At 67.7% G+C, this 13,765-nt stretch carries 13 protein-coding genes; 3 read left to right on the top strand and 10 right to left on the bottom strand.

Going from position 1 to position 13,765, the window contains the following annotated elements:
- Positions 1-5 precede the first annotated feature (5 nt).
- The 9 genes from G4D83_RS25400 to G4D83_RS25440 form a co-directional block, all read right to left on the bottom strand.
- Entirely contained in the window at positions 6-194 is a 189-nt protein-coding gene (locus tag G4D83_RS25400; RefSeq protein WP_163867416.1) for a hypothetical protein, read from the bottom strand.
- The gene (locus G4D83_RS25405; RefSeq protein ID WP_163867417.1) at positions 191-1,363 is read right to left on the bottom strand and encodes a hypothetical protein; all 1,173 of its coding nucleotides are present in this window, start codon (positions 1,361-1,363) and stop codon (positions 191-193) included. Before G4D83_RS25405 ends, G4D83_RS25400 begins: the two co-directional genes overlap by 4 nt.
- Positions 1,360-2,085, bottom strand: coding sequence for an ABC transporter ATP-binding protein (locus G4D83_RS25410; protein ID WP_163867418.1), 726 nt, complete (start codon positions 2,083-2,085; stop codon positions 1,360-1,362). The genes G4D83_RS25405 and G4D83_RS25410 overlap by 4 nt, the downstream gene beginning before the upstream one ends.
- Positions 2,086-2,108: 23 nt before the next feature.
- Positions 2,109-3,026, bottom strand: a complete 918-nt coding sequence (locus tag G4D83_RS25415; RefSeq protein WP_163867419.1) for a hypothetical protein — start codon at positions 3,024-3,026, stop codon at positions 2,109-2,111.
- Positions 3,023-3,739, bottom strand: coding sequence for a DUF5819 family protein (locus tag G4D83_RS25420; RefSeq protein WP_163867420.1), 717 nt, complete (start codon positions 3,737-3,739; stop codon positions 3,023-3,025). Before G4D83_RS25420 ends, G4D83_RS25415 begins: the two co-directional genes overlap by 4 nt.
- Positions 3,740-3,760: 21 nt before the next feature.
- Entirely contained in the window at positions 3,761-4,135 is a 375-nt protein-coding gene (locus tag G4D83_RS25425) for a hypothetical protein (RefSeq protein ID WP_163867371.1), read from the bottom strand.
- Positions 4,136-4,267: 132 nt separating this feature from the next.
- Positions 4,268-5,167, bottom strand: a complete 900-nt coding sequence (locus G4D83_RS25430; RefSeq protein WP_163867421.1) for a M12 family metallo-peptidase — start codon at positions 5,165-5,167, stop codon at positions 4,268-4,270.
- Positions 5,167-5,994 (bottom strand): hypothetical protein, encoded by an 828-nt coding sequence (locus G4D83_RS25435; protein ID WP_163867422.1) that lies wholly within the window; start codon positions 5,992-5,994, stop codon positions 5,167-5,169. Before G4D83_RS25435 ends, G4D83_RS25430 begins: the two co-directional genes overlap by 1 nt.
- A gap of 193 nt (positions 5,995-6,187) precedes the next feature.
- Positions 6,188-7,999: a hypothetical protein gene (locus G4D83_RS25440; protein WP_163867423.1), complete on the bottom strand. Its 1,812-nt coding sequence runs from the start codon at positions 7,997-7,999 to the stop codon at positions 6,188-6,190.
- Positions 8,000-8,329: 330 nt separating this feature from the next.
- Here G4D83_RS25440 and G4D83_RS25445 point away from each other — a divergent pair, with 330 nt between their 5' ends.
- Complete coding sequence (locus G4D83_RS25445) at positions 8,330-11,431, top strand: non-ribosomal peptide synthetase (protein ID WP_163867424.1); 3,102 nt, start codon at positions 8,330-8,332, stop codon at positions 11,429-11,431.
- Positions 11,432-11,556: 125 nt separating this feature from the next.
- Here G4D83_RS25445 and G4D83_RS25450 read toward each other — a convergent pair whose 3' ends face one another.
- A complete protein-coding gene (locus G4D83_RS25450; protein ID WP_163867425.1) occupies positions 11,557-13,032 on the bottom strand; it encodes a ricin-type beta-trefoil lectin domain protein in 1,476 nt (491 codons plus the stop codon).
- A 37-nt stretch (positions 13,033-13,069) separates the two neighbouring features.
- Between G4D83_RS25450 and G4D83_RS25455 the strand changes: the two genes are divergently transcribed.
- On the top strand, positions 13,070-13,249 hold the full coding sequence (locus G4D83_RS25455; protein WP_163867426.1) for a hypothetical protein: 180 nt from the start codon (positions 13,070-13,072) through the stop codon (positions 13,247-13,249).
- The gene (locus tag G4D83_RS25460) at positions 13,221-13,706 is read left to right on the top strand and encodes a hypothetical protein (RefSeq protein ID WP_163867427.1); all 486 of its coding nucleotides are present in this window, start codon (positions 13,221-13,223) and stop codon (positions 13,704-13,706) included. Before G4D83_RS25455 ends, G4D83_RS25460 begins: the two co-directional genes overlap by 29 nt.
- Positions 13,707-13,765 lie beyond the last annotated feature (59 nt).

Here is a 13,765-nt window from a genome sequence, read left to right on the forward strand (position 1 = left end):
GCACGTCACTCCTCGGGGACGACGAAGGACTGAGGGGTGCTCACCGTGAGCTCGACGTGGCCACAGCGCGGACACACGTGGACGGACGTCTCCACGCCCTTGCGCATCCGGGAGCGACCCGGCGGGGTGACACGCAGCCGGAGCAACCCCATGGACGCGGGCGTCATGCGGACGTTGCAACGCAGACAGTTCATCCTCTTCCCCAGAGCAAGGACGCCGTGAGCGCCATGACGAGCAACCCCAGTTGGCCCGCCATACGGGGGCCTCGGTTGAGGATGAGGTAGGTGAACGGGACCAGGACTCCCGCCCCCGTCATGGCCGCGAGCCAGTACCAACGCCCCCAGCCCACCGCGACACAGACGACCAGCGCGGGGGCGAGCGCCGCCACGCCCCACGAACTCAGCAGTCGCGCGCGGAGGAGGGACCCCCGGGGAGCCAGACGCAGCCGGTCCGGAAGCGCCAGCTCCGGTGCGAGGACGCGGTCCAGCACCGCGGTGACGCCCGCGACCACCAGCAGCGCGCAAAGCGTCCCGTGCAACTCGGGCCTGCCGAACCCCACCACCGTGGCGGGAACCAGCGCCAGCAGCGCGGGCGCCCAGGGCGAGCGCCGCGCGAGTCGCCCCCAGCCTCCACGTCCCCACCTGGGCTCGGGCGCGCGTCGGAGCGTCTCCGTCCCGCGGAGCATCTCCATGAATCCGAGCAGGGCGCGCTCCCACAGCGGTGGCAGCAGCGGGGGCGTCAGGACGAGGAACAGCACCAGCGCGGGCGTCCCCAACTCCATCCGGACCAAGGCTCCAAACGCCATCATGGCCACGAACGCCAGCCAGCCGGAGAGCACCCCCAGGGCGCGGGCGCCTCGCTCCTTCCCGAGCCGCCGCCCCAGGAAGGTCGCCAGGAGGACCGAGGCGCACAGGGCCCACCCCAGCGCGCAAGCACCCGCCACGAGCATGCTGACGGCCACCCACGGCGCCGCGCGCGAAGCCAGCAGCGCGAAGGGCAGGCCTGCGCAAGTCAGGGGGCACAGCGCGGCGAGCAGGGTGGGCGTCAGCGCGATTCGCAGTGCATCCCGCGCACCCACCGGCGATAGCGCCAGCAACCAGGGGCCCTGTGGCCTGCCCATCAACCGGGACAGGGCCACGCCGGCCGCGCCTGTCGCCAGCAGCAGGTTGAAGCCCACGAAGCCGCCCACCACGCCCACCTCGAGCCTTCGCGGAGACGGAGGCGCGAGGAAGAGGACGAACACGGACAGCCCCACCCCGAGCGCCAGCCCGAGAAGGGCCAGCAACCACCGGGTCCAACGCCAGGGGACGAACTGGCGCAGCGCATGTCGGGCCTCCCAACCGGCCGCCAGGGCCCAGTTCATGGGACTCCTTCCCGAACCGCGCGGCGCGTCTCGTCACCGCAGACGCGCTGGTAGAGCCTGGCCGTGCCGCCTTGTCGTGCCACCTCCACGCGGTCGACCAGGTCCATCACCCGGCCGCGACGCAGCACCGCGAGCCGATCCACCAGCGCGTCGAGCACCTCGGGTTGGTGGTGGCTCAGCAGGATGCAGTCACCCGCCTCGGCCCGCGCTCGGAGCAACGCCCGCAGCCACAGGCTCGCCCCCAGGTCGAGCCCGTTGAAGGGCTCGTCCAGCACGAGGACGGCTGGCCGGTGCAGGAGCGCGCAACAGAGAGAGAGCTTCTGACGCATCCCGCGCGAGTAGCCCTCCACCCAGGCATCGCGCTCCTCCCACAGGCCCGTCTCTCGCAGCAGGGCCTCGGCCCGGGGACGGGCCTGCGCGGCGGGCACTCCCCACAGCACGCCGAACTGGTTGAGGTTCTCCAGCGCGCTCAGACGCGGGTAGAGCAGGGGTTCGTCCGGAACGAAGCCCAGCCGCCGGCTGGCCTCGCCCGGGTTCGTGGCGACGTCGACGCCAGCGACGCGCACCTGACCTGTCCGAGGCTTCAACAGGCCCGCCACGACGCGGAAGAGCGTGGTCTTCCCAGCGCCATTGGCTCCGAGCAAACCCAGCACCTCTCCGGGGCGCGCCTCCAGTGACACCTGGTCCAATACGGCCGGCCCTCGCCCATGACGAAACGACACTCCACTGAGCTCCACGCCTGGCATCAGGACTCCTCCGTCGCGGGTACGAAGGCCCGAAGCCTCGCTCGCGAAGCTCGCCAGAGCCGCGCTCGCCAACTGGCCCACCGCGCATATTCCTCGTCTGTAATCAGGAACAGCTCCAGGCCAATCATCGCCAGCGAGAAGCAGACGAGGCCCATGAAGCCCGCGATACCCAGGTGCAGGAACAGGCCGACGGCCAGGAAGGGCAGCCGCAGCCGCGTCAGGACTGCGATGGGAAACCACAGTTGATAGAAGAGCGTGGTGTAGCTGGCGACCGTCGTCAGATAGGGATTGTGGAAGAGCTGGCGCATCGACGGGTGCGAGAACCACTCCACCTGGCTCACGAGGTACATGGCGGTGCCATTGCTCCACTTGTCTCCCGTCGCCTTCAGGAAGCCCGCTGTCAGATAGAGCACGCCAATCTGGAGCCCGATGGCGAGGATGGCGATGTTGTGAAGCCAGACCTCCAAGGAACCACTCCGGTGGACCTTGTTTGCTGGCAGGGCGAACAGCATGTACGTCAACACCAGACGGGCCACGTTGTCTCCCCCATCCCCCAGCTCTGGCAGCCGCGCCGCGAGGAACAGGGAGGACAGGAGCGCGACCGCCGTCGCGAGTCGCGTGGACCCGCCGAAAACGAGGCTGATGGCCGCGGCGCCCATGAGCACCACGAGGGCCGCGGGTCCCCAGGCCACGGTGAAAATCCCATCCGCGAGGCGCGCCACCGGCGCGCTCAGGAAGTCGCCGCTGGTTCCCTCGCCAAGGCCTTGAGGGCCCCAGAGATAGGCGGCGAAGCGGCCCTCCGTGCTGGCCCGGAAGAGCAGCATGAGCCCCAGGCAGATCTGCAACGCCCGCAGCCCCTGTCGCTGGTGGGGCTCGAGCGCGAGCCAGTTCCAGGCCTGTCTCGACAGGGTCTTCATGTCCCCTGCGCCTCGTAGATGCCTGGCAATGAGACGGTCTCATCGAGCTTGAAGAGCCCCAGCTCGAAGTCCTGCTCCTTGGGTTTTCCCTCCGCGCGGGCCGACCAGGGCACCGCGCCACGCTCGCGGAAGCGGAGGGCGACGGCGCTCAGTCGCCTCAGCGGAAAGGCCTCGCGGCAGAACACGGAGCCGACGCGGCGGAACATCCGCGCGGCCAGCTCTCGGCGGGGCTTGATGGCGATATCCCTCGCCTTGCACGCCTCGGTGTCTCCCTTCTCACAGGCCTCGTGGAAGGAGTACAGGTCTGGCCCGCCATTGAGATACGTGCGCAGCGAGTTCTGCAGCGGGCGCACCAGCCTCTCATAGGAAGACAGCCGGTGCCGCTGGGCCTGCTTGAAGTGCGCGGAGGAGACATCCTCCCATCCCTCCGTGGGCAAGGGATGCGTGGAGTCCGCGGGCACCTCCTCGGCGCTCAGACAGCGGACGAGCAGCACTTGAGTGCTCTGTACCGGCGTGGGCGCGAACAGGCTCCAGTTCTGCGGGAAGTAGGTCCCGATGGTGAGGTTGGCGAGGAATCCGAGCTCCATCTTCACCGGGTTGAGCGGGAACACGTACAGGAGCGTCAGCGCGAAGTGGAGGACGAGCCCCACGAGCGTGATGACACGCGTGGCGCGACCCAGCACATGACCACAGCGAGTGAGCAGACGGAGCATGACAGTGTGGAAACAGGAGAATCAATCCAGCGCTGTCGCCGGCACGAAGGAAGCGAACGCCTCCGCGCTGTCGCCCATCATGTAGTTCCAAGCCTGGGTCCCCGCGTAGTACGCCGCGCCGGACGCCGCACCGGCCACCGCGCCGACCGCTCCACCACACGCGGCGCCCACCGGAGAGCCGACCATCGCGGCCGACACGGCGCCACCCGCCGCGCCACCCGCGGCCCAGCCTATCGCCTGGCCGCCAAAGTCCGTCCAGGTCCAGCTCGCCTCGCGGATGACGCCCGACACCGGGGACGCCTCCCGAGACAGGGTGGCCTCCGCGCGAACCGTGGTGGTGGAGAACCCCAGGCCGACAACGCCAACAACCGCAATCGTCTTGATGGCAACGTTCAAGTGATACCTCCGGGATGTCGGCACACCCGCTGTGCCGAAGGAGTTCCCCCTCGACGAACAGCTGAGGAGTCACCCAAGCATCGTTCGGAGCCTCATCGCCGGCCATACCTCCCCAGGGGGAGAACGACATCCTCAGTCGCGAATCCCGAGAATCGTCGGAGCAAATGTATTGATTTGCGCGGCGTTGTTCGCGCCCGCGTCACCCGTGGCGTGCGGCGGATTCTCTCCATCGTCGTAGATGACGTCGGGATTGCTGAACCGTCCGATGACGGGGACTTCGCGGCGGGGATTGGTGGTGTTGTAGGCCATGATGGTGCGCCAGTGGTTCGCGATGTAGCCGTAGCAGGATGCGTCCAGGCGCACCGTGACGGCCTCCCGGTTGTGCTCACACCCGAAAAGGTGACCAATCTCGTGTGCGGGCGCGTGCTCATCCAGGAGCTTGGAGGCCGGTACCACCACGATGGACTCGTCCCACCTCGTGACGCCAATGCCACCGCTGATGGGGTCTCCCATGTTCCCCGAGACGAAGAGGATGACGTGCGGCCGATAGCGCTCCCGGAGCGTCAGGCACGTCTCGCGGATGGTCCCGTAGTAGCCATCCATGTCCTTCGGGATGGGCTCCTGCCGACGACGCACGCGCTCCTCGCCGTTCGCGGGCTCCCCCAGCAACGCGTCCCGGTACATGCCGGTGCTGATGAAGGGAGGCGGAGGCGAAAACCGCTCGATGGCCACCAGGCGCCCTCTCACGGCGATGCCACTGTGCTGGAACGCCTCGTTCATCTGCCCGATGCATTCGTGGATGTTCACCAGGAGCTGGTCCTGGTCGATGCGCTCGAACGAGTCCATGAATGCGCAGTCGCTCGTGAACACGGTCAGGATGTCGAAGACATCATCGGCTTCGCCCCGCTCGGCCAGCGTCCACATCGTCCGGGTCGCCCACTCCTCCGTCACCCACGGCTGCTCGAGGGGCGGCTCCTCCACCTCGACGGGACGCAGGCGCTGCGCTCGTCTCCTGCCGAAACAGCAGCCCATCAGCGCACCTCCTCGGCGAGCGTCTCGAGCCCACCGCGCGCGTGGAGCGCGAGGCGGAGTCTGGATGAGGCTTCCGCGTAGAGGTTCTTGTAGCGCAGGGACTCACTGGTCTGGGAGTCGCGGAGAATCACGCCAGCCCACGCATACCTCGGGTCGGTCTCGAAGTGACTCCCCAGCAGGAACATGAGCACGAGATAGAGAGGACGTACGCCCTTGCTGTGCTGGGCCACGAGCGCCTGCGCGAGCGTGGACAGGGACTGCATCTGGGAGTCCATCACCCTGCTCTTCTCGGGGTGGAGGGTGGAGAGCAGGCGCGACGCCTCGCCCTCCGAGATGCCCACCCTGTCCAGGAGCGAGTGAGGGGAGAGCTTGCGCGCCCGGAGCAATGCCTTGATGTAGAGGTTGCCGGTGTCCCCGGAGACGACGCCCAGGTAGGACAGCGCGCTCTCGAAGAGCACCGTCATCGACTTCTTGCTCAGCGCGGGCCCCACCCAGGGAAGCTGAGGGTCGATGTCGAAGCGGTGCCCGAACATGACCATCAGGTCGAGGTAGTTGAGCACGTCCGCGGGCTTGGTGAAGCCCAGGCTCTGCGCACGCTGGCTGGCCGACTCCGCGAACGCGACGCCTCCGGAGGCGCCCATCAACAGGTGGTCGACGGGGTGCATCGCCATCAGGCGGTGGAGCAGCGCCTTCTGCTGGGGGCTCGACTGCTTGAGCGGCCTGCCGACCTCCAACTGCTTCCTGGGCTCGAGCAGCGTGGACTTGGGCGTCTCGACGAACAACGCATCCAGGGACGCACTTCGACGACTCCCTGCATACTCAGACATGGTCGGCTCGGGGAAGAGAGGGGGCGCGGTGAGTCGCAGGGCAAGGCGCATGCCATCCACGGCTCCAGGCCCGTTGTCGACAGGAGCCCAGAGGGCAGACGCCGCCCGGCGTCCTGACGAAACGCCCGCGCGTCCTGATGGAACGCCGACTCGAGTCCCGCTGGCTGGAGGTCCTTCCGGTCAAGGGCATCTCTCAGGTGCGGTCGCCCTTCTTCTTCTTGCGCTTCCCGGCCCGCGCGGCCGGCTTGTTGGGCTTGGACTTGGGCGCGTCGGTATCCCTGTCGTCCTCATCCTGCTGCTTGGACTCACTGGAACTGGAGGACGGGCCGGCCCGCGCCGCCTCCTCGCCATCGCGTGTTCCCGCGGCGCCGCCATCGGCCAGTCCGGCGACAGCGCCGAGCCCGGCTTCAACCTGCAGCGGCTCGGGTGGCTTGGGAACCTCCACCTCGGGAGCGTTCCCCTCCTCGTCCACTACGACCGCTTCCCAGGCCGCATTCTCATAGGCCTGCTTCCAGGCACTGCCGTAGGCCTTCCGCCAGGCGACGATGTAGGCGACACGCTGGCGAGCATCCGCGCCACCGCGCTGTCTCGCCTCCCTGGCGACGTAGCCGCCATCCGTCCGCGCCTGCATCTGCGTGAAGTGGTCTTGGATATAGGGAATGGCGTCGTGCGCCGGACGGGGCGCGGGCTCCTCGAGCCCCGTTGCCTCGCTCACCGCCTCTTTGTATGTCTCCTGGTAGTACGGGATGTAGGCGCGGTCGAATTCCGCTTCATAGGCAGTCCGGGAGGGGGCTTCCCGGAGGTCCGTCACCGCGGCATTGGGAATCGCGCTCAGGACGAGCTCCCGGTTGCGGAGGACCGTTTCGTTGGCGCGTTCGGTCTCCCACTGCAGGGGACCCGAGGGCTCGCGCCTCCTCACCAGCCCCGCCAGTTCATTCGCACCGAAGGGCTGGTCCTTGTAGTGGTGGAAGAAGTTCGCGACGGGAACCCGGGCCAGGTCGATTTCCACCTCGCCATATCCGCTGAAACCCACGCCATGGTTGGAGGTGATGTCTCCAGGCGTGGACCTGGCCGACAGCAGCTTGCCCACGCCTTTGCGGGTCTGCAGGAAGGAGAGCAGTCTGGGGTTGTTGGGGATGGCTTGCAGTGCCGTGTGCGCGTGGTTGTTGAGCCACTCCAGGTCGCTCACCTTGCCCTCGGCCTGGTTCCAGACCCGCTCTGTCGGTGCTCCCGTGCTGTCATCGAAGTTGTACCCGAGCTGACCCTCCGTGACGTGGCCCCGGTTGATGGGCGTGAGCGCCCGGCCTTCCTTGAGATCCTTGCGCTCGGGCGGGGTGATGCCGCGCCAGGCCTTGCGGCGGAGCATGCTCCCACGGACCCGCACATAGTCCTTGGCGCTGAGCCCCTCCAGCGTGTGTTTCTTGTAGACGTTGGCGACGCCCCCCGCCGCGGGAGTGGTGAGCGCATATGCCGCGCCTCCCCTGAGGATGTTGGCCAAGGGCGCGCCCTGGTACGAGATGACGTCTCCCTCCACGCTGAAGGCCTCATCGTCGCCGAGACGTGACTTCAGTCCCTCGGGAGTGAGTTCGGCGTTCGCCAGCGCCTGGCTGTAGGTCGTCTGGGCGTCGATGTCGCCCTCATGTCCGCCGAAGGCGGTGAGGGCGTTCTGCTTTCCAGTCCTGACCTCCTGCTTGTATTCAGCATAGAGTTCGCGGAGCCGCTGGTGCCCCGTGGATTCGCGGGCCGCCGCCTCCACGCCCAGTCCAAACTTCGCGCCTCCGACACGCTGGATGGGGGCGGTCGGGGAGCGTCCCCCCAGGCTCGACGCCAGCTTCGCCTGCGCCACCACGCGGGGGCCCTGATTGAGCCGCGCCCCCATCGCTTGCAAGGCCGCCACTCGCGGATGTGTGGAAGGGGACTCCGGCGCACCTGTGTCGGTCCGCTCGTCGCGGGTGGTGGCCTGCTCGACCCTGGAGACGTCGCCCTGCTGCTCGAAGGCCTTCACGAATCACTCCTCGCGCTGAGGTCCCGAGCCTGACATGCGGGGCTGTCTTCCACCGCGTGACGTCTGGGAAGGGGGGACGACCCGTGGGGCTACATCGCGCCCATTCCCAGGTGGGGCGCGGTGCGGAAGCCCGCCGCGCCGATACCCGGCCTTCGCCTCCGTGCAGACGCGCCCCGCATGAACAGACATTGCGGGGATGAGATGACCCCGCACTGCTCTCTCCTTCAATCATCAACAACAAGCCCTGGGAATTTCGTCGGCCCATGCTTTATTGTTCACGGATTGATGGCCCGCCCGGTCGTCCCACCCCAGTCATCCATTGGGAATGCCATGACAATGACACGCATCGACTCCAGGTCCGAGGGCAATACCCTTGCGGTCAGCCATCCCATCCAGGCAGGACTCGCCGACTTGTGGCACGCGCAAGTCGGTCTCCGGCCCGAAGCCATCGCCATCCACTGGGGCGTCAAGCGCATCACCTATGACGCCCTGGACCGTCGTGCCAACCAGCTCGCGAATGCGCTGCGCAAGCGAGGCGTGGGCGAGGAGACGCCCGTCGCGATGGCCATGCGGCAAGGCATCGAGGCCATCGCGGCCCTCGTGGCCCTCATCAAGCTGGGGGCCACCTGCGTGCCGCTGGACCTTCAGTATCCTCGCGAGCGAATCGCCTACATCATGGAGGACTCGCGGGCACAGGTGCTCCTCGCCGAGACGGTGACGGAGGAGACGAAGTGCGCGGTGGGGGACCTCCCGCGGATATGCCTGGAGCGTGACGCGGACGCCGTGGCGCGCGAGCCCGAGTCGTTCTCCGGGCCCCGCGACAATCCGGAGCGACGACTCTACGTCATGTACACCTCCGGGACGACGGGCCGTCCCAAGGGCGTCGAGGTGCTCGCCAAGGGCATCCGACGACTGATGGTCGACAACTCCATGCTGAGCATCCATCCCGGGGCGCGGGTGGCTCAGACGTCGAACCTGGCGTTCGACATGTCGCTGCACGAAATCTGGGGCGCGCTCCTCAACGGGGCCACGGTCGTGGTGATTTCCAAGGCGACCCTCCTGGATGCCCATGCCCTCCGCGAGGCCCTGCGCGACATGCGCGTCGACATCCTGAGCATCGGGACCGCCGTGTTCAATCTGGTGGCCCATGCCTATCCTGACGCCTTCAGCGGGCTTCGTCGGTTGATAGTGGGCGGGGAGCGCGCCAATGCCCGCACCTTCCGCGTGGTGCTCGAGAGCCAGCCTCCGGAGCAACTCTTCAACGCCTACGGTCCCACCGAGGTGTCCATCTACTCGACCGGGCACCTGGTGCGCCTCCAGGACACCTTGAGCGGCGCGATTCCCATCGGGAAGCCCGTTGCCCACACCGAGGTCTTCCTGCTCGACGAGCACCTGCACCCCGTGGCGCCGGGACAACCGGGAGAGCTGTGCCTCGCGGGAGAGGGCGTCACACGTGGATACCTCCACCAGCCGGAGCTCACCCGGGAGCGCTTCCCCACGGTGTCTGGATTGAAGGAAGGCCAGGCCCTCCGCATCTACCGCTCGGGAGACCTGGCGCGGTGGGATGAAAATGGCGCGCTGGAATACCTGGGCCGAAACGACCAGCAGGTGAAGATTCTCGGCCACCGCATCGAACTGGAAGAGGTCTCCAAGGCGCTCTTGCAGAGCGGGCTGCTCCGGGACGCCGTGGTGACGCTCCAGGAGCGGCCGGATGGTGAGAAGTCCCTGGCGGCCTTCGTCGTCCCCAAGGACTCCACCTCGGACGTCGAGGAGGCACTGCGGGACTTCATGCACGCCAGGGTGTCGAAGCAGATGGTGCCCGCTCGCTTCGTCCTGCTGGAGCGGCTCCCCGTGACGGTGAATGGGAAGACCGACCGCTCGGCACTGCCCAAGCTCGTGTCGCCGCGAAGCGGACCCGCGCTCACGCGGAGCACGACGACCTCGGAGGACCCCGTCGTCGCGGGAGTGAGCACCATCTGGGCCGAACTGCTCGGCGTGGAGGCCGCCTCTCCCGGCGACGACTTCGTTCGGCTGGGGGGGAACTCCCTGATGACGGGACGCCTGGTGTTGCGGCTGCGCGAGAAGTTCGGCGTGGGCCTCTCGGCGTATGCCCTGCATGAAGCGCGCACCCTGGGCGACTTCATCGAAGCGGTGCGACGGGCGCTCGCGGGTATCCAGGACGAAGGCCACGCCATCTCGGGGCCCGAGGCCTGGCGCGAGGAAGCGCGACTGCCCGCGGACATCGTCCTCGCTCCAGGGAGGGCCGTGACGAAGGGGAAGCCCTTGACGGACATGCGTTGCATCTTCCTCACGGGCGCAACGGGCTTCCTCGGCGCCTACGTCCTGCGCGACCTCTTGCGGACCACGAAGGCGCAGGTGGCCTGCCTCGTACGCGCCAAGGACTCGGAGACGGCGCTTGCTCGCATTCGCCAGGCCCTGGAGAAGTACGAGCTGTGGGAGGACCGCTTCGCCCCACGCATCGAGCCTGTGTTCGGAGACCTGGGGGCCCCGAACCTGGGAATGGACATCCAGCGACACCGCTCACTCGCCGAGCGAGCCGAGGCCATCTTCCATGTCGGCGCGCATGTGAACTTCGTGAAGTCCTACGAGGGGCTCCGGGCCGGCAACGTGGACGGAACCACGGAGGTGCTGCGGCTGGCCGCACTCGGACCGACACCGCTGCACTACGTGTCGACCATCGCCGTGTTCGGCCCCGCCGGCTACTTCAATGACATGCGCGTCCTTCGCGAGGACGAGGGCCTGGACGGGCACCTCGAAGGCCTGCGCCATGACGTGGGATACGCCGCCAGCAAGTGGGTGGCGGAGAAGCGTGTGTGGGAAGCCCGGGACAGAGGCCTGGCGGTCAACGTCTACCGTCCTGGCTTCGTCATGGGCCATGGGGAGACAGGCATCGGGAATCCGGATGACTTCGTCGCGCGCTTCATCCGCGGCTGCATCCAGATTGGCTGCTGTCCCATCCTTCCTCGTCAAAGCAAGGAGATGGTCACCGTGGACTTCGTCAGCGGCGCCCTGCTAGGAATCGCCTCGCGCGAAGGCGCGGTCGGCAAGGCCTATCACCTGGTTCCTCCCGGACCTCGCGACTCCATGGACATGGACGGGCTCTACTCCCTCCTCGCGGAGTGCGGACAGCCCCTCAGCCGTGTCCCCTATGAGGAGTGGGTGGATCGCCTCATGCGAGACCCTCGCGCGGCGGAGAACCCTCTCTGCGCCCTGGTGCCCATGCTCTACGAGCGGGTCTACGGCGGGAGCGCGACGCGCTGGGAGCTCCACGAAGGCCAGCCTGTCTACGATACCCGGAAAGCGAGGGAGGCCATCTCCGAGCTCGGCCTCGTGTTCCGTCAGATGGACCCCGCGCTGATGTCCCTCCACCTGGAGGACTGGCGCCGCAAGGGCCTGCTCCCCACCCGCTGACGCGCCCCGGGGCTCCCCGCGAAGCAGCGGGGAAGTGGAGGCTCAAGGCTGCGAGGCTTCCGCGCGGGAGCGGGAAGTGGCGCACCTCGTCTAGGTCAGAGTGCGCCTCTCACCGGGTGGACGCCCTACCAGCGGTGCTCCCACTTCTGGTTGTCACCCCCGTGGCAGCTCCACACGAGCGGCAGCGTCCCATCGGACGTGCTCCAGGGGTTGTCGAGGCACAGCCCGCCCGGCCCCCGAATCTCCCCGCGCAGATGGAACTTCTGCGCGGACGAGCCATTGCAGTCCCAGAGCCGGAAGGGGGTGCGGTTGGTCGTATCTCCGTTGGCGAGGTCCAGACATTTCCCCCCGAGGCCGCGAATCTCCCCGCCCGGGTTGAACGTCCACCGCTGGTTCGCGCCGCCATGGCAGGCATAGGCCCACACCGGTGTGCCATTCGCGGTGCTCCACGGCACATCCAGACACCGACCGTCTGGCGCGCGGATGAGGCCTGAATCCGTCACCGTCCACTTCTGGTTGGGGCCCCCATAGCAGTCGAAGAGCCAGGTCCCCGAGCCGTCATACGCATAGGGGACGTCAACGCACTTGCCGGAGAGGTGGCGAAGCTCCACGTTCTCCATCCGCCACTGCTGACTGGTGCTCCCCACGCAGTCGAAGAGCTGGGTGGTGGCACCGACGGTCGCGGAGGGCGCGTCCAGGCACTTGCCCGCGTTGCCGACGAAGGCCAGCCCTTCCCGCCGGAACGTCTGCGCCGAGGAGCCGTTGCACGAGTGGAGCTGGAACGGGGTGCCGTTCGCGGTGCCGCCGCCCTGCGCGTCCAGGCACTTGCCGCCCCATGCCTTCAGCTCCCCGGTGGGGCGGTGCGCCCGCCAGAGCCACCCGATGGAGGTGTGGTCCAGGTAGATGCCCTGGTTGTGGATGCCATTGTTCGAGTGGTTCAGCCCGACCACCTGCAGCGAGTCATCTTCAATCATTGCGGCACCGCTGCTTCCAGACTCCGTGTCGCAGGAGTGGAGGAAGCCGGCGGCGAGAGGCGGGATGTAGCACGTCTGTGACCACTCGAGGTCCCTGCCCTGGGGGTGGCTGAAGATGGTTCCAGTGGAGCCCACCGCATTGTTGATACCGCCCGCGTTGGACTGGAACCCCACCGCCGCGAAGGGTCGCGGGCTCACCTCGATGAAGGCGTAGTCCCAGGCGCCCGAGTTCTGCATCGACAGGATGCGGGTACAGCTTGAGACCAGATATGGGCCGGTCCCCGCGCGCTTTCCCCAGGAGACCGTGGTGTCCGTGGGACATGCGAGGTTCCACTGTTCGCTGGAGCCCGCGGCGAAACAGTGGCCTGCCGTCATCACCACGCCGTTGCCCAGGTGGGTCGCGGTGCAGAAGCCCGCCCCGCCGATCTTCAGCAGGCCGAAGGCATCCAGCAGCGGGCGGTACTTCGCCGGGATGTTCGAGCCATCCGCCGCCACGGGGATGAGGTCATTGCCGCCAACGATGAGGCCTTCCCGCTGTGACTGCAGGGGAGTGTCCTCCACGACCTCGAGCTCCGTGCCACAACCCACCAGCAGCAAGGCCAGCACTCCCGCCATTTGACGCAGCATGTCCGTCCCTCTCATCCCTCGAAGCGCTGCCCGGAAAATGGCCGGAGCGCCGAGGTCTCGCGCTGTCAGGAACGCGCAGCGTCCCAATCCTTGGATTCGCGCGGGAGCCCGACTGGATGCCATCCCCGAGCACATCGCCGAGCAGCTCGCCACCTGGGAGCAGTACGCGGAGCTGCGCCCACTGCTGTATGAGTACGGCTTCCCTCGGCGGAAGTAACCCCCACCCTACCTGGACGGCCACGTTCACGGTCCAGTCCGTCCATCTCACGCTGCTCGTGCGCGACCAGCGCGGCGGTATCAGCGCGGTGCGACTGACCATCACCGTCACGCCTCCGGGGCAGGTCGTCGGGGCCGCTACGGTTCGGGTGACCTTCAACTCGTTACTCCTCGTCAGCAACGTGGTCGCCAACGAGCGGCGGTTGGTGTTTGGACAGAGCACCCTGCTGACCGCCAACGTGGTCGACCCGGACGGTGGCGCGGTGACCTGCCGATGGACGGCGACCTGCGCGGGGAACTTCTCCGCGCCCAACGCCCTGACCTCGATTTTCACGCCCACCGCGCTCCCAGCGGGGCCCTGCAACAACTGCCTCGTCATGATGACGGCGAGCGACCCGCTGGGAGGCGTCCGCTCCGCCTCGGTCAACCTCTGCGTGGTCCCCACCGCCCTGCCGTGAGCTGACCTCGTCACGGGAAGGTGACGCGCGGGAGGCCTGATACAGGGGCCTCCCGCGTC

This window comes from Myxococcus eversor (assembly GCF_010894455.1).
Taxonomy (GTDB): Bacteria; Myxococcota; Myxococcia; order Myxococcales; family Myxococcaceae; genus Myxococcus; species Myxococcus eversor.

Coding starts and splice junctions, on each gene's coding strand:
- G4D83_RS25400 (WP_163867416.1), bottom strand. CDS start 194: ATGAACTGTCTGCGTTGCAACGTCCGCATGACGCCCGCGTCCATGGGG.
- G4D83_RS25405 (WP_163867417.1), bottom strand. CDS start 1,363: ATGAACTGGGCCCTGGCGGCCGGTTGGGAGGCCCGACATGCGCTGCGC.
- G4D83_RS25415 (WP_163867419.1), bottom strand. CDS start 3,026: ATGAAGACCCTGTCGAGACAGGCCTGGAACTGGCTCGCGCTCGAGCCC.
- G4D83_RS25420 (WP_163867420.1), bottom strand. CDS start 3,739: ATGCTCCGTCTGCTCACTCGCTGTGGTCATGTGCTGGGTCGCGCCACG.
- G4D83_RS25430 (WP_163867421.1), bottom strand. CDS start 5,167: ATGGGCTGCTGTTTCGGCAGGAGACGAGCGCAGCGCCTGCGTCCCGTC.
- G4D83_RS25435 (WP_163867422.1), bottom strand. CDS start 5,994: ATGTCTGAGTATGCAGGGAGTCGTCGAAGTGCGTCCCTGGATGCGTTG.
- G4D83_RS25445 (WP_163867424.1), top strand. CDS start 8,330: ATGACAATGACACGCATCGACTCCAGGTCCGAGGGCAATACCCTTGCG.
- G4D83_RS25450 (WP_163867425.1), bottom strand. CDS start 13,032: ATGCTGCGTCAAATGGCGGGAGTGCTGGCCTTGCTGCTGGTGGGTTGT.
- G4D83_RS25455 (WP_163867426.1), top strand. CDS start 13,070: ATGGCCGGAGCGCCGAGGTCTCGCGCTGTCAGGAACGCGCAGCGTCCC.
- G4D83_RS25460 (WP_163867427.1), top strand. CDS start 13,221: ATGAGTACGGCTTCCCTCGGCGGAAGTAACCCCCACCCTACCTGGACG.